Consider the following 21,545-nt stretch of genomic DNA (forward strand, 5'->3'; position numbering starts at 1 on the left):
ATAAGTTTACTTAAGGTCATCAAAGAGGTAACAAAACCTTAATGGAAAGTCGTATCCATATCCATCCAGATATTTGTAATGGAAGACCTGTTATAGCTGGAACCCGAATTCCGGTGCAAACAGTTATGGAATTTTTAGGAGCAGGGGATTCTATTGAAGAAGTCCTTGAAGAATATCCTTCTCTGAATCGAGAAGATATTTATGCCTGTATGCAATTTGCAGCAAGATTGATGGCGAATCACTATGAAGTCAGAAAAATTGCATGAATGGTTTTTTCTTCGATGAAAATTTACCAGCTAAAATCCTCTTCACTCCATCTTTACCGATCATTTTTAGGGAGAAGTCCAAGTGATACGGAAATTTGGCAATATGCAAAGGATAAAAAACTGGTTATTGTTACGAAAGATACAGACTTTTCCGATCAACTAATGCTTAATTTTTTTTGCACCTAAAGTAGTACATCTCCGTTTTGGCAATATACGAAAACGAGAATTTCATCAGTTTTTAGCTCGTATTTGGCCAGAAGTTGAAGCTTTGGTTATTGAACATAAATTAGTTAATGTCTATTTAGATAGAATTGAAGCATTTAGATAATTTTTCCTAACATTCATTGCGATATCGCTAAGGTGGGTAATGCCTGCCTTACTCTAGGGAAAGTCCAGTAATAATATCTTCTGGGGGAATCCCAGCTTGAATTAAAGTGGTTGTTAATCCTTCTTCAAGATTATCATCTTCAATGACAATTTTATTTTTCAATAAACGAGCGTGAAATAAAATTGTATTAATCCACGCTTCTTTTTCCCAACCAGTCATAATTATTAAAAAGTTGCCTGATTCTGGATCACAAACTGGGGTAATTTTAAGGGTTTGTAATCGAGGTTGCATCGCCGACTCTTTTCTGATAACTTGAGTCAGAATATCGGCATAATTTACTGTGTTATCCATTCGCAAATTATCTCCTTTTGAGGATTATAAATAATTAAATTGATTCTATTACGTTTAATAACCAGTTGGAAAATAGCTTTTTTGAAGTGTTTTAAATAAACTGCTTGACTAATGCCCAAAAAAAGTTTTCTTTCAGGTTCTTGTGAATCTAAAGCCCATTGGTATAATTGAAGTTGTCCTATTGTTTTTTCTAATTCACTGATAACTGAAGGCGTATCAAAGTCTTTGATTTCTACGGCAATTTTACGTTCTTCTTTTTCCGCAGCAAAAAACTTTTCTGCTCCTAAATCAGCTTTAAGCAAGGTTTTTTCTAAGGTTAGAATTAAAGGATCATCAGTGATTTTCCAACCCTCTTTTTCTAAAGTATGACGTAATGATAAATGTAGATCGTCTCGTCTGGACATCCTTATAAACCCTGCTTAAGAGGTTCGTTTACTATTTTACTACAGTTCGCCCTAATTCGGATTTATTATGACCGAAAAAGCGGTAAGGTGGGCAATGCTCACCCTACTATTCCTATTTTCGCTTGGTCAGGCTAGAGACTAACCCTAATCCTCCTAATCCTAACAAGGCAACAACGGAACTCAGTGCAGATCTGGTAGGGTGTGTTCCCTCATGCAAGTCCTACCGCTGCAGTGATAGATTTGAATGATTATAAGCTAAAAACGTCTAGGCACAGCGACGGACGGGAGTGCGAGTGCCGTCGAATAATTGTAAATTTTTGTTACGAAGTGCAGTCAGATTGAAGAATTAGTGATATGGTCGCTGAAAAGTTCTTTGTATCTCAGCTGATTGTCAGGAATCTACAAAATGGGGTGATATGTCGAAAGTTTCCCCATATCCTTACTCTGGTTATTCGGAAAGTTTCTGTATAATCAATGGTTAGCTGGCCTCGTAATATCACGATGTATCTGATTAGGAGCGATATTATGCGACTTAGTGAAAACTTTTTACAGCCAGCATTGTCAGATGATTTTTACTGGCTCAACGAGCCGACGCATTATCGTTTGGGTAATGGCTTGGAAATTTCTACAGATGAAAAAACTGATTTTTGGCAAAACACACACTATGGTTTTCAAAGAGACGATGGGCATTGCTTATTGATGCGACAAGTTGGCGATTTTTCCCTAATGACCCAAGTAGAATTTCAGCCTCGGGAAAAATATGATCAATGTGGCCTAATGGTGCGGATTGACAGTCAGAATTGGATAAAAGTTTCCACGGAATATGAAAGCGAACAAGCTAGTCGGCTTGGTTCTGTGGTGACCAATTTGGGATATTCTGATTGGGCAACGCAAGACATTTCTTCAGGATACCGCGAAATGTGGTATCGCATCAGTAAACGGGGGAGCGATTTTCTGCTAGAGAATTCTTATGATGGGCAGGCTTGGCTGCAAATGCGGATCACACACTTACACAAGATAGCCGACGATTGCCAAATCGGAGTGTATGCCTGCAGCCCGATAGGCAAAGCGTTTCGCTGTTGTTTCAAAAACTTGCAAATCTCAGACAATCAGTGGCTGGTAATACCAGAAGCCAGCTAATAACTGTATGCACCCGACTGGCACTTATGCGCCTTAACGCCTGGCTTGTTGTGGTTCACGGCTTGTCTGTCTTATGCTAGAGTTTCATAATTACCCAAAGCTAATGAGGCCAAAAATAATGGACAAAAATAAGCCAGAAGAAGTTCAAGAGGCAATGATTTCAGTGGGAGTGGGTACAGCGATTGGAGCTAGTGCATCGGCAGTAGTTGGCGGTATGGGACTGGCTGTAGGAGGAACTGCTCTAGGAGTCGGTATGGCTCCAGTAGCAGCAGCAGGAGCAGTGGTCGGCACAGCAGTTTACGGAACCAAGAAAGCAATAGAAGAACAAGACGCAACGGCAATTGGAGCAGCGGCAATTGGTGCGGGTGCTGGAGCCGGTATATCAGCATTGGTTGGAGGTATGGGATTAGCAGTGGGAGGGACGGCAGTTGCAGTTACAATGGCTCCCGTAGCGGCAGTAGGAGCAGTAATTGGTTTAGCTGGATATGGGATTTCTAAATTATTCACTGAGTAAGTAATGGCTAAACGGAAAAGACAGTCCCCCAATGCTGCTCAAAAATTAGTAAGAGGAGCAATTCGGGACTTTATTAATCAGCTTAATGGCATAGTTATTGAGCCGGAGATAAATACTCCTGTAAAGGGGACAGAGGCTTGGTATCGGGACGAACTGGCTAGAGAATTAGGAGGAAAAACCGAGGTTTACATTGATAAGGTAGGTAGAATAGATGTCTTAACTAATACGGAAATAATTGAAGTTAAAAATACAAAAGGCTGGAAATCAGCGATCGGGCAAATAAAGAGTTATGGACAGTATTATCCCAAGCATAAAATGAGAGTTCACCTATTTGGGAAATTGACTGAGAGTAAACTGGAAACTATTCAGAGAGTATGTAAACTAGAAGGTATAACTCTAACTTGGGAATAGTATGATCGCTGCTCTGGTAGGGTGCGTTCCCTGATGCGGGTCCTACCGCTGCAGCGATCGATTTTGTGGAACACACCATGCACATTGATTCAAGCAAATGATAATAATCTAAAAACGTCTAGGCACAGCGACGGACGGGAGTGCGATCGCTTATGATCGAGTTGTAAATTTTTGTTACGAAGTATTGTGCAAGACTACCTATGAGGTGCTTTGGGAACGGAGAGAGAGGGATTCGAACCCTCGTTAAAGTTACCCCTAAACAGCATTTCCAGTGCTGCGCCTTCAACCGCTCGGCCATCTCTCCAATTAAGGTCACGATCATCAATCCTACAGCAAATGCTGCCGATCTGTCAAATTATTTTTCTTTTTCCGAAGATGACCGATCAGGTTATACTTCATCTGGACGGGAAACCCTGTCAGTTAAGGGACCTGCGCTTTGATAATGTACCTTTTGGGCGAACGCAGTTCGCCCCTACATTGTGGACAAAATCCGTTACTGTAGGGGCGCAAAGCTTGCGCCCTCCGATCGATTGGGATATTATTCCCACGCAAGTCCCTAAGCATACCCTAGATATTGATTTAAGATGGCGGCTGTAGCTAGACCGGTTTTTTGCCAACTAAACTCATCGGCCTGTTTTTTGCCTAGATTACTTAATTTGGAGTGTAATTGTCGATCTTGAGCGATAATTTTTAGGGCATCGGCTAGGGACTCGACTCGATAGGGATCGATTAAAATTGCCGCTGTTGCCGTGATTTCTGGCAAAGATGACAAATTTGAGGTAATGACCGGTGTACCGCAGGCCATAGCCTCTAAAACGGGCAATCCGAAGCCTTCCCAGAGACTGGGGAAGACTAAAGCAGTGGCTTGACTGATCACTTTGGGCAGCTCATCGTAGGGGATATAATCGAGGAATTTAATGCGATCGCTGACTGCCAATTCTCGCGCTTGTTGTTGTAAATTGGGGGTATAACGGCGATCAAAGCTGCCGGCAATCCAAAGATGATAATCGCTTAAATCTGGGGGCAGTTGGGCAAAAGCGGCGATTAAACGCGGTAAATTTTTATAGGGATTGGGACGACCGAGATAGAGAAAATAGGGATGTTCTGGCTTATTATCTTCCATAGGGCGAAAGTGATGATGATCGTAGGCTAGGGGAATAGAAGTAATTTTATCCGCGGGAATTTGATAATATTCAGTGATATCTTTGGCCGTTGCCTGAGAGTTACAGATGATATGTTTTGCCTGTTGTAATACCTGCGGCACATAATAACGGAAATAGTGGGTTAGGGGGGAAGTAAGACTGGGAAACCGCAGGGGAATTAAATCGTGGACCATGACGACAAAGCGACAGGGAGAATTTATTGGCGCTTCTGGGAGGGGAGAAAAGAGTAAATTGGCGTTTAATTGTCGGTAAATTGACGGTAACTGCCACTGAGTCCAGAGTAAGCGTTTTAAATGACCTTTCGCTCCTTGATCGGGGGCGAGACCCTTGGGGATAGAATAACAGTTAAAGTCGGGATAACTATTAGCTGTTAGTAGGGTTGGTTCTAAATTTTTTAGGTAGGGTAAGAGGTTAAGAATGTAGGTACTGATTCCCGTGGGTTGGGGAAAAAGTACCGAGAGATTAATTAATAACTTAGGCTGTGTATTCACTAATTACCCTGTTGATATTTGCTGAGAATTTCTGAGATATATTGGTAGCCTTCCAGTCCAATAGATTTAATCAGGGAAGAACGTTCCAGACTGAAAGTCCGCTCAAAAGCGGCGATATTTTTGCCGCGAATAACCGTTAATAGACTAGCAGCTTGTCGCCATTCTGCTGCACCGATTTCGTGCAGCCAATACATTCCTAGAGAACCGCTATAAATTGCCTGTTCAAAATTCTTGTCTTGATAGTAAGCTTCGCCTAAATAAGTTAGTAATAACCCTTGCAGATATAGATCTCCGTAGTATTTGGCCGATTCCAATCCTTGCAGGAGAATATTAATCGCCTCTTCGGTTCTTTCAAGGACAAGATATGCTAAACCTAAACTGCTACAACAAAGGGATTTACTCTGCCAATCTTGGAGACTTTCGGCTAACTTTAATCCCTGCTGTAAATACTCGATCGAACTTTGATAAATTTCGGGATCATATCTCTCTAACTGTTGCGCTTCCTGTACCTGACTATAACCCAAATTAGCTAAAGCATTAGCCTGTCCTAAACTATTACCCTGTTGACGACTTAAAATTAAAGCTCTCTGACTTAAATTAATCGCTTCTGTATAGTTTTTTTGGATAGCATTGAGACGAGATAAATGGTTTAAATTAGCTATTTCACAAGCAGAATCCTGCTGTTGACGAGCAATTTCTAAAGCTTGTTGATGACATTCTCTGGCCTGTGGATAGTCGCCACGAATGCGATTAGAATAGGCAATTAAAGTTAAAATTCTCGCCTTTTCTCCCGTACCTTCCACATAACGCAGAGGAATTGATAAATAATCTAAGGCCTCCTTGAGATAACTACCAGAAAAGGAGGCAAAAATTCCCCCGTATAAAGGAAAATAATCCCGTTGAGCAAAGGTTCTCAGAATTTGTAAAGCCATCTGAAAACAGCCCCGACTATAGAGGGAATTTTTACTAACTTGCTCGAAACTATTCGTTAACAGTGACCAAATTAAAGCAAAGGTGAGAAAGGTAGAAATGGATAATTTGGCTCCTAATCTTTCGCTATATATACGCTGATCAAAAAATTTAATTAGTCCTCTTTGGATATATTGAAAAACAATAGCAGTTTCTACCCAATCGGTTAAAGTTAAATCCTGAGGGAGAGAATCAAAAGCTTGTTGATTAGCTAAACTTTCTAAGACTCGTTTTAACCAGGAGGGATTAACTTTACTTGCCCAAATTTGCCAAGGATTCACTCGCTCATTATCATTAGTAAAACCAAGATTGCGATTTTGTTCATAGAGCCAACTGGTGAGATCATTCGATAAATTTGACCAAGTATTTAACCCCAGATTAATCCCCGTGGCAATTTGCCATAGATCCGCTTCTCCCCGCTGCTGAGCAACTGTCTGTAAATGCTTGGCTAACTGTTGTAATTGTTCTAGGGTTAAAGCATTATTTTGATTGGGATCAATTAAATTCACTAACGTCAGTAAACGATCCTCTCGATCAATGTTCACCAGATTATTGATCGCCGCTGCAGTGAGAGAATTTTGCTGATTGGTTTTTTGATATTTTTCCCATTCACTTTCGATCGTTTCCATGGCCCGCAAAACCCTAGTGGCTTTAATTTTTGTTTCTAACTGTGAGCGAGTAACGATGATTTTTTCGGTTAAACAACGCTCAAAAATTTCTCCTGTGCCATTTTTTACTCCCTCGGCTAAAAGGTTATAAACCTGTGATTTAGCCCTAATTTTTCCTTCTAAAGTTAGATTGACAATGCGCTCAATTAGTGCATTATAAGCTTCGTTGAAGTTATCTCTATTTTCTGTCATAGGGGGTTTTTCAGTTATCAGTAAACAGTAATTAGGGAGAGGTAAACAGTAAACAGTGAACCGAAAACTCAGATCTGATCACCGAGTCACTGATCACCGATAAGGCTGATATTTGGGGAAATTGTCTAGAAATCATGACAAAATTTTTGTAATGGTTGAGCAGGCAAGGGATAAGATAGCATAAGTATAGAATTTAACAAAAAATCTGGTTAACGGACATTGATCAAGTCGATAGCGCAGTGTCAAACGAGTTCTTTTCCCGCTCAGGTATGGCAATTAGATCACGGCTTAACCGTAATTCATCAGTATTTACCCGTGACTCCTGTGGTGGTGGTGGATGTGTGGGTGAAAGCAGGTGCGATCGCTGAACCTGATCCATGGTTAGGTATGGCCCATTTTCTCGAACACATGATCTTTAAGGGGACAAAAAAACTCCCCCCCGGACTCTTTGACTATTTAATCGAAAATTGTGGCGGAATGACCAACGCTGCCACCAGTCACGATTACGCACACTTCTATCTCACCACCAGTGTGGATCAAATTGAACATACCCTACCCCATCTGGCCGAAATTCTCCTCCATGCTGAGATTGACGATGAGGAATTCTATCGGGAAAAAGATGTAGTTCTAGAAGAATTACGGGCCTGTTATGATGATCCCGATTGGATTGCCTACCAAACCCTCTGCGGAAGTATCTATCAAAACCATCCCTACGGACGCTCTATTCTAGGGGATCAACCCTGTTTAGAGCAATTAACCCCCAATCAAATGCGCTGTTTCCATCGCACCTATTATCAACCAGAAAATATGTGTGTGGCGATTATCGGGGGAATTGAACCCCAACCAGCTTTAGAAATTATCCGGCAATCTTTTCGGGAATTTCCCGTCCCCTCGGAATCCCCTCCCCATCTGGTGGCTGCCGAACCCCCCCTGATCGAAATTCGTCGTTCCCAAGTACATTTACCCCACCTAGAACATTCTCGTCTCTTGATGGGATGGACTGGACCAGGATGCGATCGCCTAGAAGATGCCTTTGGATTAGACTTGCTATCGGTAATTCTTGCCGGAGGACGCTGTTCGCGGTTAGTGCGACAGCTGCGGGAAGAAGCGCAAATCGTCCTCGATATTAACAGTAATTTTTCCCTGCAACGGGATTCCAGTCTCTTTACCATCGGCGCTTGGCTATCTAGCCCACAAACTGAGACAATTGAAGGTATTATCTGTGAACATCTCCAACATCTGCACGATCATCCCGTCACCCCCGCAGAATTACACCGCACTCAACAGTTATTAGCTAACGATTATATTTTCTCCACAGAAACCCCGGGCCAATTAGCGGGACTCTATGGATATTATCAAACCCTGAGAGCTGCCGATCTAGCCACGATCTATCCCCAAGTTATCCAAAGTTTGCAACCGTCAGATCTCCAGCGTCTGGCTCGTCAGTATCTCTCCCCGGAGCGATATGCTATTACAATAATGCAACCCTGTGAATAAAAGATGTCCGCTTCCCCCATTCACCGCTTAACCTTAGAAAATGGCATCACCCTTTTAGTGGTGGAAAATACGGCCGTGGAGTTAGTTGCAGGGAGGATTTTTCTCAAAAATGCGGGTACTCGGTGGGAAAAAACCGAAAAAGCGGGTTTATTTCGTCTTTTAGCCGTGCTGCTCACCAAAGGTACAGAAAAGTTATCTTCCCTAGAAATTGCTGATCGCATTGAGTCCACGGGGGCCGGTTTAAGTGCGGACACGGGGACCGATTATTTTGTGGTTAGTTTAAAGACCGTTACCAAGGATTTTTTAGATATATTGCGTCTAGCGGCGGAAATTATTCGTTTTCCCAGTTTTCCGCCTCCAGAAATCGAATTAGAGAAAAATCTCACCCGTCAAAGCATTCGCTCTCAATTGGAACAGCCTTTTAATGTGGCTTTTAATCAATTGCGCGCCGCTATGTACCCCGATCATCCCTATGGTATGTCTTTATTGGGTACGGAGGCAACGGTTTCGCAATTGCAACGGGAGGAGCTGCTGGCCTATCATAGTCGCTTTTTCCGTCCCGATAACCTAGTGATTAGTCTTTCTGGCCGTATTACCCTAGAGCAAGCAGTAAAAGCAGTGACGGAAATTTTTGGCAGTTGGTCAATTCCCGATCTTCCTTTATCTAGTTTACCCCCAGCCGCTTTTGATTTTCAGCCCACCTGTTTAACTACCATCCAAGCTAGTCAACAGGCGATCGTTATGTTAGGATACCCCGGCTCTTCTGTACAAGAGGATGATTATGCGGTTTTAAAATTATTGAGTACCTATCTGGGGAATGGGTTATCTAGTCGTCTATTCGTGGAATTGCGAGAAAAACGGGGATTAGCCTACGATGTTTCCGCTTTTTATCCCACCCGTCTCGATTCTTCCCAATTTGTCATTTATATGGGAACTGCACCCCAAAACACAGCCATGGCCCTGTCGGGATTGCGTCAGGAAGCAGAAAGGTTATATAAAGTAACTTTGAGTGAGGAGGAGTTACAGTCAGCTAAAAATAAGTTATTGGGTCAATATGCTCTCGGTAAACAAACTAACGCCGAAATCGCTCAATTATACGGTTGGTATGAAAGCTTAGGTTTGGGGATTGAATTCGATCGCACTTTCCTGGATTCTATTAATCAGATTACTCCCGAACAAGCGCGATCGGTAGCCAGCAAATATTTTCAAAATCCTTACATTTCTTTAGTCGGTCCAGAAAATGCGATCGCAGAAATTCTCTAGTCAGAGCAAAAAGCAGCAATAAAAAACTATTGCCGCTTCTATTTTTGATTAACTCCCCGGGTGGGATTCGAACCTACGACCAATCGGTTAACAGCCGACCGCTCTACCACTGAGCTACCGAGGAAGGCTACTCACAATTAATAATTATAATCATAAGTCCCTCAATAATGCAAGTGTTTTCTGGATTTTTTCTCAAAAAAATTTCCGGCGCTGGTAGCGATGGGCGGAGAATCCACTATTGTGGAGATAAGGACACCATTAAGTCTAGTCTATGCTTGCCCATCACCGCCGTCCCGTTTCCTTCTGTCTGCTCTCGACAGATCTACCCATCCTCTCCACTTTAGACACTGCCGCTACCCTCTACCAAAAGGATCGCCACCGGTTTCATCTTCTCCTCAATCAACCCCCGGTGGCTCTCGCCGAAATAGAGACACTTAAACCCGAAAATAATCAAAATAAATTAATTTGGCTAGAAATTTCGGCTAATCGGGTAATTATGACCATGCAGGGCCAGGGAAGATTCGCCTATCGTCATTTTTGGGAGCAAGGGGTTTTTGGTGTCAGTCGCTTCTGGTTAAATGCCGAAAGTTCTCAACCGGGTTACGCTTTTCGCGTCCGCAACTATACCCGTAGTCTCAAATTAGAGGGGAATAATTTCCCCGAATATTTGCGTCTAGAGTACGAATTATGGTCAGATAACCTGATTTTAGGTCATTATGTCCTTCATTTGCAAGTACACCAATAAATAGGGATGGCTGAATAGAGCTAAAAACCTTGTGGGATAAGACTTTTAGGCTTTTTTGTCCTCAAAAAGTGCCAGCTGGTGGCAAAATTTAGGCACTTTTTCCGGCTCTTCGTTACTCTTTATGCTAAATCAACAGACAAGATGCCAAGACAACATACTTCTAACCCAAAAATTCCGAAAGTTTCTCAAGCCATAGCCTCTCCGTTTTATTAGTTTAAGTTTATTGTTGATTCCCTCGACCACCCCATTCGTTGTCCTTCGCTCAAAATAACTAATTATTTCTCCAAACCAGTTTCGGATTGTTTGACAACTCTTGGTAAAAACACTGGAGGATTTTGCCAACCATTCCGAGATGGATAGCATTCCCTCTGTCGGATTCTCTGAGGTTTCATAAATATTTCTAAATTCTTCCTTTAATTCCTGCATCTTTTTCAAATTTGGAAAAGTTTCTTTGATAGCTTCTAGTTTGATTTTTTGGGGTTCCGTTAAATCTTTTTCATTTTTTAACAAGCTATATTTACTTCGCTTTAAAACTTCTAGCTTCGCTTCTTTTTCCGCTTTCTGTTTTTTATTTTTCTGCGCTTCTACCGCTCTTTTTTCTGCTCTTCTCTGTTCGTCTAACTCTTGATTAATTTGTTTCATTACATGGAATCTATCGGCGACTACCTCGGCCGATGGCATCAATTCTTTCACCAAATTTTTATAGGGCAACCAAAGGTCTATGCTCACTTCTTCAATTTGCTCTAACACCTCTTTTCCCCACCCAGTAAGCGTTTCCCTCAACTCTTCTTGTGTTCGCTTCTCTAGAATAGCTATTAGTTTTCCCGTATCTAAATTTACTAAAACTGCACAGTAATTTTTTTGCCCTTTGACTAGAGCGATTTCATCAATTCCTAGTCTTTTTAATTCCGATAGGTCTGGCTCTGTAATTTCTTCGGCGATGTCCTCTATCATTCTTTGGATCTCTTCTTCCGTTACGTCATTTCTTCGGCTAACATTTAAAATATCTTCTTCTTTTAATTGTTCGAGTATATTCTCGGCTAGTCTTTTCGTATAGGTTCGTTTCTTGGCGACAAAATCTAACTCTTCACTAAAGGGTTTTCGACAATTATCGCACTTAAATTGACGACGATTAACCTGTAGGTACACTGGTTGTCCTGAGATTGGTAAATCTTTGACTAAATGTCGATGATTTTGGTGGAGTTTATCGCTCTCTAACCCACAATGAGGACAGGTTGCTTTTTGATTTTTCGATTCGATTCGGCAAACTATACCGATATTTTCTAGGTGTAGATAGCCTTGAATAGACGTTCCTTTTAGGTTCAAAAATTTGTCAAGTATCATAAGTAAAATACTCTGGTTTTTGGCTATTATATCAAATCTTAACTCAATTGTCTATCTTTTGGCATTAACCTGTTTGTGCCTTAAGTCCTTCCCCGTATGGATTTCAGCTACTTTTAAGCTTAAGTACTCTCATCGAATTTTATTTTAAGTTAATTATTTGCATAACAATTACCGAAGAGCCAATCTTTCTACCATTGATTTTGCCGCTCAAACTCGTTTTCCACCCCTAACCAATCCTGTAACTCGGCTTCAATAGGAGCATCATCAAATAACTCAGCCCAGCCTTCCCTCACCTTCTTTTTAGCACTCAGAATAATTCTTTTTCCATCAACTATCGCCTCAACTTCGTCCAGAAGTTCACACTGTTCCATGATTGCTTGAGGAATTGTAATTGCTTGAGAATTACCGATTTGTACGATTTTTAGCAACATTTTGACGACCAGATAAACATACGATAATTATATCAACTTATACTTATTAGGGAGCGATCGCCCCTCCTCCTCAAAATCGCCCCTCCTCCTCCCCAAAAATGATCGCCCCTCCTCATCCAAATCGCCATTCCCCAAAAATTGCTCCTCCCAAAAACCATCGCCCCTCCCCATCATCAAAAAATGATCGCACTACAAGATCAGCTACAAGCTCGGCGATCGCATTAATAAAAATCCAAAAAATCAGATAATTACGGTGAATAACAATTAATTTAGTGCGTTACTACAAGAGCGATCGCACTTATTGACCTCGCCCTGGCTTACAGTCGGCAAAACTTAATGCCTCTGTGTCTAGAAAACTGGCGATCGCCATCTCAAGGATTGCTTCAACGGGATAATCAATTTCAGTAGCGCGAGCAATCAGGGCATCCTGAATCCAGTCTGGTAAGCACTTTAAAATATTTTCCGCATCCGCAGACGAGATTTGCTCCGAAAGTTTCACTTGCATGGGTTAGGACTCCAGTATGAATTTGAACATTATACGGTGGCTCAGTTGCCCTTCAAATGATCGCCTCTAGTTCTAATAGTAGCGCAGGGTTTTTTGAGTAAGGTATTGTCTGCACCGCAATTCGTACCAGCTATTCTCATTTTGAAACGATTTTGCGTTGTTTCAGCGATCTAGAGATTCGTTAAGAATTATTAACCCCTCTAGGTGCAAGGGTTTTAATGTCATGAAACCTTAAAATGAGAATTGCTATATTTTGAGAAGAGGCCGTTCTCTCAGCAAAAAAATAGATTAAAATGAGTGTGTCAGCCTGATTAACAAGATGAGTTATGCCAACACCGACTATCATCGAAACAGATTTGCGCGAAGTTCTAGCAGAAATGAATCAGAAGCTAGATACAATTTCTAAAGATGTGAATCAAGTACAGATTCGATTGGCTACTGTAGAAACCAAAGTTGATAATGTAGAGAAACGATTGGATTCAATGGATAAGCGATTCGATAAAATGGAATTACAGATAGAAAAGGTAGAAAGCAATCAGGGCAATCAGGTTTGGGCTTTGATTGGGATTTTGTTTACGGCGGTAGTGGCAACGTCTATCCGTTTTGTTTTAACAGCTTTACCCTAGATTTCAAAAGAAAACCTGATCGCGTTTTTAAGATTTAATCAACAAGAAAACAGCGATCACCGTTATCTCAAGTCATCTTCGGTCAGATCAGCATCTTTCAAAATACTCTTAAGAGTACCAATTGGTAAATCTTTATTGCCATGAACAGGAACGGATAAAATAACTTTCATTCCCTGTTTTGTATAAATATAATGACTACTACTAATGCGTTTTAACTGCCAACCATAACGTTCAATAATTTTACAAAGGGCTTGGCCAGAAATAGATTTCATAATGATAATTCGACTAGCTCTTTTTCTGCTTCAATTTCTGTTTCTTGACTTGCAACTTCAAGCCATCCTTGAACTGCATCTTGCAACATTTCTAATAATTGTTCGTAGCTTTCTCCCCAGGTATGACAGCCTGGCAATGCCGGTACGGAACCGCACCAAATACCATCTTCTTGCCAGATTAGAGCTTTAATTTTCATGTTATTTTCAAAATATTTGCCTGATTTTACTATGATAATAGAAAAATACGATATGTGATCGCCCCTCCTCCTCATCAAAAAGCGATCGCCCTTTGCGTTCCTATCCCAAGCGGCAGCTTTAAAGTTTAACCAACAAGATGACAGCGAATAACAATCAATTTGGTGTGTTACATTTATAATATGGGTATTTCAAGTAAAAATCATTTCACCAACAGATCATGCTTAATTCTATTGACGCATTATTTGACGGAAAAGTCTTTCATCCAGAGCAACCCGTTAGATTGAAGGCTAATACTCGTGTCCGCATTATTGTTGATAACTTATCGGATGAAAATAATGAACTCACTTCTTTTTTAGAGACAGCAGAATCATTACAACTAGACGGCCCCTCAGATTGGTCAGAAAATCTAGATAAATATTTATATGGCGAAGAAAAAGAGCATGAACCCTGAGAAATTTCTCGATACAAGTTATGCGATCGCTTTATCTTCATCTACGGACGATTATCATCATAAAGCACTTGCCATTGCCCAACAATTAAAAACTTCAAAAACACCTTTAGTTACAACCAGAGCCATTATTTTAGAGATTGGCAATGCTTTATCTAAACAAAAATATCGCTCTAAGTCAATTAAATTATTGTCCTCATTAGAAAAGGACAGAACAGTGACAGTTATTCCCTTATCGGAAATTCTTTATCAAAAAGCTTTTCAACTATATTGTCAAAGAAACGATAAAAATTGGGGAATTGTTGACTGTATTTCTTTTATTGTAATGGAAGAGCGTAGAATAACGGAAGCATTAACAACGGATATTCATTTTCAGCAAGCTGGTTTTCGAGCTTTGTTGAGAGATTAATCTCAGGGCAGGCGATCGCCCCTTCTCCTCCCCAAAAAGCAATCGCCCCTCCCCATCATCAAAAAACGATCGCACTACAAGATCGGTGATTGCGCTCCTCCCAAAAATGATCGCCGCTCCTTCTCAAAAAACGATCGCCTCTTCTCATCCCCAAAAAGCGATCACCTCTCCTCATTCTCAAAAAGCGATCGCCTCTCCTCCTCATCAAAAATTGATCGCCCTTTGCGTTCCTATCCCAAGCAATGGCAATTTTAAAATTTAATCAACAAGATAATAGCGATCGCACTTTCAAAAGCCAAAGGAATTGCGGTCTTAAAGTTTGGTAGGTTGGGTTGAGGCACGAAACCCAACGCCAGTTGCGTAAACACCAATCCAATAAATGTTATTCTAACTTGATGCAATACCGTAGAGCAAAAACACCTGGAGCTACTTATTTTTTTACAGTTGTGACATACAATCGTCACAAAATTTTGTGTGAACCTGAAAATGTGGATTTACTACGAAATGCTTTTAAATATGTTATGCGACAACATCATTTTAAGATTGATGCTATTGTCATTTTACCAGATCACATTCATGCTCTTTGGACATTGCCTGAAACAGATGCAGATTTTTCAACTCGTTGGCGATTAATTTAAAGTTATTTTAGCCGTCAATGTCATTCTCAATATCAGGGTAAAATTTCAACATCTCGACAACATAAAGGAGAAAAGGCTATTTGGCAACGTCGCTTTTGGGAGCATCAAGTTCGAGATGGTCGCCAAGGGCGCGCCTACGGCGATCGAGATTTTGTTAATCATCTCGAATACATCCATTACAATCCCGTGCATCATGGATTAGTAAATGCTCCGAAAGATTGGCAACACTCCAGTTTTCATCGTTATGTTGAAGAAGGAATTTATGATCAGATGTGGGGGGCTTCAGAAAGGCTGATCTTTGATAGTGATATTAGTATGGAATAAAATGTAGCGACTGTCTTGATTGTCAAGGGGTAACTCAAAAAACAATCAAGGAGTTGCTGTCGAACCTAAAATCTCAAGCCAGAAAAAAGCGCAGCAAAAACTAAGTCGCTCAGGTTAAACCAAAGCAAGCGCAACCCTTGATCAGAGATAACAAAAAGTGTGAATCTCTAGGAACAAGGTGGTAAATTGTCAGCAAGCTGCCAAGGCTGATTTTGGCGAACCATTGCATTAAGAATAACTAAGATTTTCCGCACACAAGCAGTCAGAGCCAGTTTTTTTGATTTACCGCGTCCGACTAGGCGTTCGTAAAAGGTTTTAATCACCGGATTATGACGCATAGCTACCACCGCTCCCATGTAAAGAGTCGCCCGAATCTGAGCGCGACCTCCCTGAATCATTCGCTTACCTTTATGTTGACCACTATCATGATTAATCGGTGCGACACCGACTAAGCGAGAGATTTGTTTGGCGGTTAATTGACCGAGTTCTGGTAAGTCGGAGACGAGAGTAGTAGAAATTACTTGACCAATCCCCGGCACGGTTTTGAGTAAATTGACTTTCTCGAGCCATTGTTGGTTAGCTTGGGTCAATTCCTCAATTTCTTGATTGAGTTTTTCGAGGCAGTTATCGAGATACTCAAGATGGGCTTCGATATCGACCAAAGCTTTACCGCGAGCGCGTTCCCGTCGGTTTTTTTCGGCAGTCCGCATCTCGACAAGTTGCCGGCGACGACTAATTAAGTCGCCCAATTGACGAGATTCTTCCGACTCAACCGCTAATATTTGCGGTTGCATTGCTTCGCCAAAATGAGCTAAAATTTGAGCGTCAATGGCATCGGTTTTGGCTAATTTACCAGTGGCTTTAGCAAAGTCTCTTCCTTGACGGGGATTGATTAAGGCTACAGGTAAATCCGCTTCTTGTAATTGAATCACCAGTTCAGTTTCTCAACCTCCTGTTGCTTCCAGAACGATGAGGTTGACAGTGTAGGATTTTAGGGTTTCGACCAGTTTAGATATGTCCTCCTTTGTGTTAGCAACTTTCATCGCTTTACTGAGGGGACGAAGGTAAACATCTAGGGTCGCTTTACTAATGTCAATGCCTACCCATTGAGAGATATTTTCCATGATTAAACCTGAGAAATTGGCGGGATTAATGGTTCTTTTGGAGAGCATCCCCTTGATTTTACTCATCCTTGCCCGATACGGTCTCTTAGCTTAACAATTGATTGTTTTCGCCACGACCCCGGCGACTGTTCGAGTTTTGTCAGGGAGATTATGGTGGTGACCCTTGCTACGAAGCGGTCTTTTCCGACCAAGGTTGGGACGGTCTACCACCTCTCTCAATATACAAGGTTGGGTTTCGTCGTATCAACCGACAAGATCAACTAAAATTTTTCAAAAATTCGGTGGGTTGGGTTAAGGAACGCAACCCAACAAATTAAAAGATAATGGTGTTAATTCGTTTTGGAAAGGGGATATTTTCTGTGTAGAAATGTTGGGTTTCCTTTCGTCAACCCAACCTACAAGATCGGCGATCGGACTTTCAGCAGTCAAAATGATCGCAGTTTTAAAGTCAACAAGAAGAAGACGATCTCACTCAGGCTTAATACAGTTTCTCTCCCTGATTTACGAGGATTGTACAATCAGATACAGGATATGCAACGCACAATAAAACAAAGCCCTCTTGAATTTGGTCATCATCTAAAAAAGATTGGTCTGATTGATCTACTTTGCCTGACACTAAAATACCCGCACAAGTTCCACAAGCACCTGCTCCGCAACTATATGGTAGATCTAGCTCTAATTTTTCAGCGACATCCAAAATATACTCATCAAGAGGAACTTCAAGAGGAACTTCTATGGTTTCATTAATTCCTTCATCTTCAAAAATCAATGTTACACTATATATCTGGACTTCCCCGTTGACAAAAAGCCATAAGCTGTGCTGTAGAAGGGATTAAGAGAATTTACGCCGCCCCGTTACTGGGTACAAATCAGGGAAACTCCTAATAAATCTAACGCTTTTTGTTGCAGTTGGGTCGGTCGAGTTATCTTAGAAAAACGATAACTTCCCTCTCTAATCGTACATTCCACTGTATTCAAGCAAATTGTCCCCAAGTCTTCCAACAAAGTCCGAAAACTATGCACAGGAAAGTTCTCTTGATTCCGTTTTTTTCTCTCTTTAGACTGAGCGGATTCACTCCGATTGGCTTTAATCACATTCAGAGAACCATCATCAATTTCTTCATCCTCAAATAATAAAGGAGCCAAGCACTGTTTTAAATGCCATTCCACATAATAAGCCAACATACATAAAAAGATATGAGCTTTGACTCTATCACCCTTATAATGATAGATAGGACGTACCTTTAAATCAATTGACTTATAACAGCGAAATGCCTCCTCCACTTGAGATAAACTTTTATAAGCTTTAACCGTCGTCGCTGCATCCATCAAGGTTGACTCCAGAGAAGTTCTTAACACATACACACCATCCAAGGCCGTTTCTTGAGCGATTAATTCCCGCTTACGCTGATAAGAAAAGCCTTCTTCTGTTATCTCTAGGTTATAGTATTTATTGACCTTAAACTGATTAAGAATCTTGCCCACTCTCAAAGCTATCTTATCTTGGCCCTTTAAAGCTCTTTTCTCCCTTTGAGTCGCCTGAACAATCAAATCTAGTTCCTTCTCTACCGCTTCTAATAATGCCTCTCTTTGTAGTTGATTTTTCTGGGCTATTAAGGGATTCCGACAAGCAATTAATCTTTCTTCGGGATAATCTTCACTCTCAAATTCCACCAAGTTTACCTGATCAAATAATCCTAATTGAATCACTTCCACCTCAGCCAGTTTCCGAATTTGAGGCTTAGTTAAACCAGTAATATAGTCTAATCCTTCTATCGGTTTTACTAATTCCTTGATTTTCGAGTTAGTTAAAATTCCTCTATCACTTACCCAGACCACATTCTCAATCCCCCAACCCTTTCTGACTTTCTCAATTTGTCCGCTTAAAGTAGCACCATCTGAAGTGTTTCCTTCAAATACTTCTACCGCTATCGGACAACCCTTAGCTGAACAGAGCAAACCAAACACTATCTGAGTTTTCCCCTTCTTTTTATCTCGATTATACCCATATTTTCCCAGTTCACAACCATTTCCTTCTAGGTAGGTAGAAGTGACATCATACAAGACTAATGTTCCTGATTCTAAGTGTTTAATTGCTAGGTGCTTCTCAATTTTCTCTTGCTTTTCTAATAACCAATCTAAGGCGTTATATAATTCGTCTTCATCGCCTTTCTCTAAGTCTAACAATTGTCCTAAACTCTGACTACAAGTCTCACTATTAAACCCTCTCGCTGTGGCTAGTTTCGATTTAGGATTGATGATTCTTGCCACAATCATCGCCACCACTAAGTTTCTGATTCGTGAGGATTTTTCACTGATTATTTTATCTAAACCCAATTTTTTAATCGTCTCTAAAATAGCCATTACATGACCATGAGGAAGACTTCTAATCACTTCAAAATGATTGGGAATGCCTTCATTCATGGACAGTGTTGCTCCTTTAAGAGCCAGTTTCAGATTTTCGATAATATCATCGGGTAATTTTGAGAGATTGGCAAGGGTTCTTTTTTTGACTTGATCTCCTTCTCGGTAGGATTCTCGAAGAAGAACAGCGGGGGGAGAATTACGGTTAGGAACTTTTTCTATATACATGGCTATCATTTTAGCAAATGGAGAGAATTCTTGTCCATTAAGAAATGTTACAAATTACATGGGTACATTAAGAAAAGTTAAGGGGGTGCATCCATTGATGGATAAGGGTTTTCGGCTATTGTAGTATATATGTATGGGGGAAGTTCAGATATATGTTTCCAGAACTATTTCTCGGTAGTGTTTTTGCATCAGCTCTTGCAGCTTCTCTAGCTTCTCTAGTTTTTGCAGCTTTTGCAGCTCTTTCAGCTTCTCTCTCATCTTTCTCCTTCAAGATAAGAGAATATATTTTGAGATTATCCTTCTCCATGCTTGATGGGCAACTGCCACTTTGCTGTTTTTTCTCTGTCCTTAACCACTCCTTCGTAGAGAGCGAAACAACATACAATTCGCTTAAAGTTCGAGGTGAAGGCGGGAAACTCGAAACGTACATACGTTCTACCCTAATCTTCTTACTTTCAATCTGCAATGAAAGTTGAACAATATCATCCAAAATCATAAGGGAATGTGCAAGATTTCCCTGCTGTAAAGCCTCCAAATGTTGAGCGTGTAATTTATTAAAACGTTGATAGAAGTCTTGAACATGAGCATTTCGCCAATGACCTTGATGCCAATGATTTTCCTTTAATCCATCGTTGATTTGTTCTGCTCTGTACTCAAATATTTTGATTAATTCTTCTATTCTTCCTGATAATTGATCATTATTATTAATTGTAGTTTGTTGACCTATGACTGTACCCGTATTGCTATTTACGTTAAGATTTACACCTGATTGGGTGTTTTGGGTGACATTAGATATGTTCTCTACTGACTGAATTTGCTGAAACTGAGTGACCAATCTCTCTAAATCTTCCTTAAATTGTCTATCCAGTCGAGACTCATCAATGATTGCAGCTTCCAAAAATCTGTATTCCTGTTTTGCTTTATCAAGGCTTACTCTGCCTCGAAACCGAGTTTTCAGGAAATCTAGAATATCCGTACCAGCTTTTTCTAAAGCCCCACCAGTGGCTTTATCGAGAGCATAAAGAACAATTGTTACTGCTTGAGCGGCAAGTGCAGATATATCCATAAATTTAGTGTTCCTTGTATTTAAAGCTTTTCAAACTTTGCTTACCACCAATTTCTCTTGATCACAACCGAAAAGTCTTTAGGCGGAGCAATCTAATCTATTCATTATACTGACATTTTCTGGCTAGTCAACTCCTAGAGGACAAATAAAGAGAAAGTTTCCGTATATTCACCCTGTAGAAAAGGATATTCAGAAACTTTCCACGATTATGCAAAACCTCCTGAGCTTTGATAAGTAGTCGTGCAAAATTAATTTCCTAGTGAAGATAGGCAAGAGGCAAAAGGCAATAGGCAAGAGCGGGGTTAGATATGTGTAATTAATTTTGCTTAGGTACTTAACGAGTTAGGACTATTTTAACAACTCGATTTCCCCTGGTCGCCAAGTCTTGTCAAACCAAGGCTCAAGCGGGCCATAAAGCCGAAGAATCGTATTCCAACCCTTGCCCGGATTTGTCTGCACCCAATTATTTTCCTTACCCGCAAGCGGTTTCGGCCCGAAATAGATATCCACAGAACCATCGGCATTAACCAAAAGTCCCTTTGTCTGACTACCGACACTAGGAAACTGTTGATCCGTCTGAATCATCGATCGCGTCTGGTGACTGTAAAGAATCACTGACCAGAATAGTAGCACGCTAGGATGTTTTAGCGTAACGCAGAATAATTACAAATTCGTCATGATTAAAAGCAAAAAAGCGCGTTAAGTAACTATTTTTTAAGTCAAGACAGCAATTGGCGATCACAATTCCCCCAAAAATGCTCTATACAGTGCTTAATGCTTTGATTTTCGCTATCTCTGTTTCTAAGTTGGGAAGTTTTTGATTATATTTTTGGGCTGTTTCTAACCATAAATCTTTTACCATCAGTAATTCTTGTAGGGTTTCTTCTAAGGTTTCACCCTGAGCCAAACAGCCAGATAGTGCTGGAATTTCAGCGACAAAACCGCCTTCTTCACAGGGATAAATAATAATTGGATAATTCATCTTTAGTTGTCTCCGATAATTTCAAGGACTCGACGAATATAAACAGATTTTACTTTTTTATTATGAACAGGTATGATCAAAATAATATCATTTCTTTTAAAAATGTGATGGCTACCTGTAATTCGATCAAGGGAAAACCCTTCTAATTCTAGCAGTTTACAAATATCGTTGAATCTTGCGTTAT

Annotated in this window: 28 protein-coding genes, 2 tRNA genes and 1 pseudogene; 13 read left to right on the forward strand and 18 right to left on the reverse strand. The window is 40.6% G+C overall.

Going from position 1 to position 21,545, the window contains the following annotated elements; all coding sequences use genetic code 11:
• Positions 1-41 precede the first annotated feature (41 nt).
• Positions 42-266, forward strand: a complete 225-nt coding sequence (locus B5D77_RS23210; protein WP_008199295.1) for a DUF433 domain-containing protein — start codon at positions 42-44, stop codon at positions 264-266.
• 15 nt (positions 267-281) lie between these two features.
• Positions 282-452 (forward strand): DUF5615 family PIN-like protein, encoded by a 171-nt coding sequence (locus B5D77_RS27520; RefSeq protein WP_012265274.1) that lies wholly within the window; start codon positions 282-284, stop codon positions 450-452.
• A 190-nt stretch (positions 453-642) separates the two neighbouring features.
• Here B5D77_RS27520 and B5D77_RS23220 read toward each other — a convergent pair whose 3' ends face one another.
• Both B5D77_RS23220 and B5D77_RS23225 read right to left on the reverse strand, forming a co-directional pair.
• Positions 643-945: an element excision factor XisI family protein gene (locus tag B5D77_RS23220; protein WP_002734790.1), complete on the reverse strand. Its 303-nt coding sequence runs from the start codon at positions 943-945 to the stop codon at positions 643-645.
• Positions 930-1,349, reverse strand: a complete 420-nt coding sequence (locus tag B5D77_RS23225; protein ID WP_002732677.1) for a XisH family protein — start codon at positions 1,347-1,349, stop codon at positions 930-932. The genes B5D77_RS23220 and B5D77_RS23225 overlap by 16 nt, the downstream gene beginning before the upstream one ends.
• 525 nt (positions 1,350-1,874) lie before the next feature.
• Between B5D77_RS23225 and B5D77_RS23230 the strand changes: the two genes are divergently transcribed.
• The 3 genes from B5D77_RS23230 to B5D77_RS23240 all read left to right on the forward strand — a co-directional run bounded on the left by B5D77_RS23230 (position 1,875) and on the right by B5D77_RS23240 (position 3,414).
• Positions 1,875-2,489 (forward strand): DUF1349 domain-containing protein, encoded by a 615-nt coding sequence (locus tag B5D77_RS23230; RefSeq protein WP_106909731.1) that lies wholly within the window; start codon positions 1,875-1,877, stop codon positions 2,487-2,489.
• Positions 2,490-2,604: 115 nt separating this feature from the next.
• Positions 2,605-3,003 (forward strand): hypothetical protein, encoded by a 399-nt coding sequence (locus tag B5D77_RS23235; protein WP_079209156.1) that lies wholly within the window; start codon positions 2,605-2,607, stop codon positions 3,001-3,003.
• Positions 3,004-3,006: 3 nt separating this feature from the next.
• On the forward strand, positions 3,007-3,414 hold the full coding sequence (locus B5D77_RS23240) for a hypothetical protein (protein WP_106909732.1): 408 nt from the start codon (positions 3,007-3,009) through the stop codon (positions 3,412-3,414).
• A gap of 217 nt (positions 3,415-3,631) precedes the next feature.
• Here B5D77_RS23240 and B5D77_RS23245 read toward each other — a convergent pair.
• The 3 genes from B5D77_RS23245 to B5D77_RS23255 all read right to left on the reverse strand — a co-directional run bounded on the left by B5D77_RS23245 (position 3,632) and on the right by B5D77_RS23255 (position 6,897).
• Positions 3,632-3,718: transfer RNA gene (locus B5D77_RS23245), tRNA-Ser, on the reverse strand.
• A gap of 252 nt (positions 3,719-3,970) precedes the next feature.
• Positions 3,971-5,068: a glycosyltransferase family 1 protein gene (locus B5D77_RS23250; RefSeq protein ID WP_106909733.1), complete on the reverse strand. Its 1,098-nt coding sequence runs from the start codon at positions 5,066-5,068 to the stop codon at positions 3,971-3,973.
• Positions 5,068-6,897: a tetratricopeptide repeat protein gene (locus B5D77_RS23255; protein ID WP_106909734.1), complete on the reverse strand. Its 1,830-nt coding sequence runs from the start codon at positions 6,895-6,897 to the stop codon at positions 5,068-5,070. Before B5D77_RS23255 ends, B5D77_RS23250 begins: the two co-directional genes overlap by 1 nt.
• Positions 6,898-7,116: 219 nt before the next feature.
• On the opposite strand from B5D77_RS23255, the gene B5D77_RS23260 reads away from it, so the two are divergent.
• Positions 7,117-8,394 (forward strand): pitrilysin family protein, encoded by a 1,278-nt coding sequence (locus B5D77_RS23260; protein ID WP_008199346.1) that lies wholly within the window; start codon positions 7,117-7,119, stop codon positions 8,392-8,394.
• A 3-nt stretch (positions 8,395-8,397) separates the two neighbouring features.
• Positions 8,398-9,657: a pitrilysin family protein gene (locus B5D77_RS23265; RefSeq protein ID WP_008199347.1), complete on the forward strand. Its 1,260-nt coding sequence runs from the start codon at positions 8,398-8,400 to the stop codon at positions 9,655-9,657.
• Between the two features lie 52 nt (positions 9,658-9,709).
• Here the strand turns inward: B5D77_RS23265 and B5D77_RS23270 are convergent.
• Positions 9,710-9,781, reverse strand: a tRNA-Asn gene (locus B5D77_RS23270).
• A gap of 147 nt (positions 9,782-9,928) precedes the next feature.
• Here B5D77_RS23270 and B5D77_RS23275 point away from each other — a divergent pair.
• Positions 9,929-10,402 (forward strand): hypothetical protein, encoded by a 474-nt coding sequence (locus B5D77_RS23275; protein WP_106909735.1) that lies wholly within the window; start codon positions 9,929-9,931, stop codon positions 10,400-10,402.
• A gap of 129 nt (positions 10,403-10,531) precedes the next feature.
• Here B5D77_RS23275 and B5D77_RS23280 read toward each other — a convergent pair whose 3' ends face one another.
• The 3 genes from B5D77_RS23280 to B5D77_RS23290 form a co-directional block, all read right to left on the reverse strand.
• Complete coding sequence (locus tag B5D77_RS23280; RefSeq protein WP_106909736.1) at positions 10,532-11,746, reverse strand: ISL3 family transposase; 1,215 nt, start codon at positions 11,744-11,746, stop codon at positions 10,532-10,534.
• A 188-nt stretch (positions 11,747-11,934) separates the two neighbouring features.
• Positions 11,935-12,177 (reverse strand): AbrB/MazE/SpoVT family DNA-binding domain-containing protein, encoded by a 243-nt coding sequence (locus B5D77_RS23285; RefSeq protein ID WP_002736094.1) that lies wholly within the window; start codon positions 12,175-12,177, stop codon positions 11,935-11,937.
• Between the two features lie 298 nt (positions 12,178-12,475).
• The gene (locus B5D77_RS23290) at positions 12,476-12,682 is read right to left on the reverse strand and encodes a hypothetical protein (RefSeq protein WP_002736760.1); all 207 of its coding nucleotides are present in this window, start codon (positions 12,680-12,682) and stop codon (positions 12,476-12,478) included.
• A 326-nt stretch (positions 12,683-13,008) separates the two neighbouring features.
• On the opposite strand from B5D77_RS23290, the gene B5D77_RS23300 reads away from it, so the two are divergent.
• A complete protein-coding gene (locus tag B5D77_RS23300; RefSeq protein WP_002755782.1) occupies positions 13,009-13,308 on the forward strand; it encodes a hemolysin XhlA family protein in 300 nt (99 codons plus the stop codon).
• 62 nt (positions 13,309-13,370) lie between these two features.
• On the opposite strand, the gene B5D77_RS23305 is transcribed toward B5D77_RS23300, so the two are convergent.
• Positions 13,371-13,580, reverse strand: coding sequence for a type II toxin-antitoxin system HicA family toxin (locus B5D77_RS23305; RefSeq protein ID WP_008199354.1), 210 nt, complete (start codon positions 13,578-13,580; stop codon positions 13,371-13,373).
• Complete coding sequence (locus B5D77_RS23310; protein ID WP_002735173.1) at positions 13,577-13,777, reverse strand: type II toxin-antitoxin system HicB family antitoxin; 201 nt, start codon at positions 13,775-13,777, stop codon at positions 13,577-13,579. The genes B5D77_RS23305 and B5D77_RS23310 overlap by 4 nt, the downstream gene beginning before the upstream one ends.
• A 218-nt stretch (positions 13,778-13,995) precedes the next feature.
• Here B5D77_RS23310 and B5D77_RS23315 point away from each other — a divergent pair, with 218 nt between their 5' ends.
• From B5D77_RS23315 to B5D77_RS27525, 4 genes are all read left to right on the forward strand, one after another.
• Positions 13,996-14,229, forward strand: coding sequence for a hypothetical protein (locus B5D77_RS23315; protein WP_004163555.1), 234 nt, complete (start codon positions 13,996-13,998; stop codon positions 14,227-14,229).
• Positions 14,219-14,635, forward strand: a complete 417-nt coding sequence (locus tag B5D77_RS23320; RefSeq protein WP_002792614.1) for a type II toxin-antitoxin system VapC family toxin — start codon at positions 14,219-14,221, stop codon at positions 14,633-14,635. Before B5D77_RS23315 ends, B5D77_RS23320 begins: the two co-directional genes overlap by 11 nt.
• Before the next feature lie 85 nt (positions 14,636-14,720).
• Entirely contained in the window at positions 14,721-14,897 is a 177-nt protein-coding gene (locus B5D77_RS26070) for a hypothetical protein (protein ID WP_008199356.1), read from the forward strand.
• A 70-nt stretch (positions 14,898-14,967) separates the two neighbouring features.
• Complete coding sequence (locus B5D77_RS27525; RefSeq protein ID WP_254053008.1) at positions 14,968-15,273, forward strand: transposase; 306 nt, start codon at positions 14,968-14,970, stop codon at positions 15,271-15,273.
• 491 nt (positions 15,274-15,764) lie between these two features.
• Here B5D77_RS27525 and B5D77_RS26795 read toward each other — a convergent pair.
• From B5D77_RS26795 to B5D77_RS27530, 7 genes and pseudogenes are all read right to left on the reverse strand, one after another.
• Positions 15,765-16,721: pseudogene (locus B5D77_RS26795) on the reverse strand (IS110 family transposase).
• Positions 16,722-17,199: 478 nt separating this feature from the next.
• A complete protein-coding gene (locus B5D77_RS23330) occupies positions 17,200-17,505 on the reverse strand; it encodes a 2Fe-2S iron-sulfur cluster-binding protein (protein WP_039899720.1) in 306 nt (101 codons plus the stop codon).
• A 71-nt stretch (positions 17,506-17,576) separates the two neighbouring features.
• Entirely contained in the window at positions 17,577-19,313 is a 1,737-nt protein-coding gene (locus B5D77_RS23335) for an IS1634 family transposase (RefSeq protein WP_106908373.1), read from the reverse strand.
• Between the two features lie 115 nt (positions 19,314-19,428).
• Positions 19,429-20,379, reverse strand: a complete 951-nt coding sequence (locus B5D77_RS23340; RefSeq protein WP_106909737.1) for a ferredoxin — start codon at positions 20,377-20,379, stop codon at positions 19,429-19,431.
• A 348-nt stretch (positions 20,380-20,727) separates the two neighbouring features.
• On the reverse strand, positions 20,728-21,012 hold the full coding sequence (locus tag B5D77_RS23345) for a DUF1214 domain-containing protein (RefSeq protein ID WP_106909738.1): 285 nt from the start codon (positions 21,010-21,012) through the stop codon (positions 20,728-20,730).
• A 127-nt stretch (positions 21,013-21,139) separates the two neighbouring features.
• Positions 21,140-21,361 (reverse strand): type II toxin-antitoxin system HicB family antitoxin, encoded by a 222-nt coding sequence (locus tag B5D77_RS23350; protein ID WP_002744564.1) that lies wholly within the window; start codon positions 21,359-21,361, stop codon positions 21,140-21,142.
• Positions 21,362-21,363: 2 nt separating this feature from the next.
• Entirely contained in the window at positions 21,364-21,525 is a 162-nt protein-coding gene (locus tag B5D77_RS27530; protein WP_256386943.1) for a type II toxin-antitoxin system HicA family toxin, read from the reverse strand.
• Positions 21,526-21,545 lie beyond the last annotated feature (20 nt).

The sequence above is a fragment of the Microcystis sp. MC19 genome, assembly GCF_003019735.1.
Lineage (GTDB): Bacteria > Cyanobacteriota > Cyanobacteriia > Cyanobacteriales > Microcystaceae > Microcystis.

Bases quoted from the DNA above. Each gene is read 5' to 3' on its own strand.
- B5D77_RS23210 (WP_008199295.1), top strand. From the start codon at position 42: ATGGAAAGTCGTATCCATATCCATCCAGATATTTGTAATGGAAGACCT.
- B5D77_RS27520 (WP_012265274.1), top strand. From the start codon at position 282: ATGAAAATTTACCAGCTAAAATCCTCTTCACTCCATCTTTACCGATCA.
- B5D77_RS23220 (WP_002734790.1), bottom strand. From the start codon at position 945: ATGGATAACACAGTAAATTATGCCGATATTCTGACTCAAGTTATCAGA.
- B5D77_RS23225 (WP_002732677.1), bottom strand. From the start codon at position 1,349: ATGTCCAGACGAGACGATCTACATTTATCATTACGTCATACTTTAGAA.
- B5D77_RS23230 (WP_106909731.1), top strand. From the start codon at position 1,875: ATGCGACTTAGTGAAAACTTTTTACAGCCAGCATTGTCAGATGATTTT.
- B5D77_RS23240 (WP_106909732.1), top strand. From the start codon at position 3,007: ATGGCTAAACGGAAAAGACAGTCCCCCAATGCTGCTCAAAAATTAGTA.
- B5D77_RS23255 (WP_106909734.1), bottom strand. From the start codon at position 6,897: ATGACAGAAAATAGAGATAACTTCAACGAAGCTTATAATGCACTAATT.
- B5D77_RS23265 (WP_008199347.1), top strand. From the start codon at position 8,398: ATGTCCGCTTCCCCCATTCACCGCTTAACCTTAGAAAATGGCATCACC.
- B5D77_RS23275 (WP_106909735.1), top strand. From the start codon at position 9,929: ATGCTTGCCCATCACCGCCGTCCCGTTTCCTTCTGTCTGCTCTCGACA.
- B5D77_RS23280 (WP_106909736.1), bottom strand. From the start codon at position 11,746: ATGATACTTGACAAATTTTTGAACCTAAAAGGAACGTCTATTCAAGGC.
- B5D77_RS23285 (WP_002736094.1), bottom strand. From the start codon at position 12,177: ATGTTGCTAAAAATCGTACAAATCGGTAATTCTCAAGCAATTACAATT.
- B5D77_RS23290 (WP_002736760.1), bottom strand. From the start codon at position 12,682: ATGCAAGTGAAACTTTCGGAGCAAATCTCGTCTGCGGATGCGGAAAAT.
- B5D77_RS23300 (WP_002755782.1), top strand. From the start codon at position 13,009: ATGCCAACACCGACTATCATCGAAACAGATTTGCGCGAAGTTCTAGCA.
- B5D77_RS23305 (WP_008199354.1), bottom strand. From the start codon at position 13,580: ATGAAATCTATTTCTGGCCAAGCCCTTTGTAAAATTATTGAACGTTAT.
- B5D77_RS23310 (WP_002735173.1), bottom strand. From the start codon at position 13,777: ATGAAAATTAAAGCTCTAATCTGGCAAGAAGATGGTATTTGGTGCGGT.
- B5D77_RS23315 (WP_004163555.1), top strand. From the start codon at position 13,996: ATGCTTAATTCTATTGACGCATTATTTGACGGAAAAGTCTTTCATCCA.
- B5D77_RS23320 (WP_002792614.1), top strand. From the start codon at position 14,219: ATGAACCCTGAGAAATTTCTCGATACAAGTTATGCGATCGCTTTATCT.
- B5D77_RS23335 (WP_106908373.1), bottom strand. From the start codon at position 19,313: ATGTATATAGAAAAAGTTCCTAACCGTAATTCTCCCCCCGCTGTTCTT.
- B5D77_RS23340 (WP_106909737.1), bottom strand. From the start codon at position 20,379: ATGGATATATCTGCACTTGCCGCTCAAGCAGTAACAATTGTTCTTTAT.
- B5D77_RS23350 (WP_002744564.1), bottom strand. From the start codon at position 21,361: ATGAATTATCCAATTATTATTTATCCCTGTGAAGAAGGCGGTTTTGTC.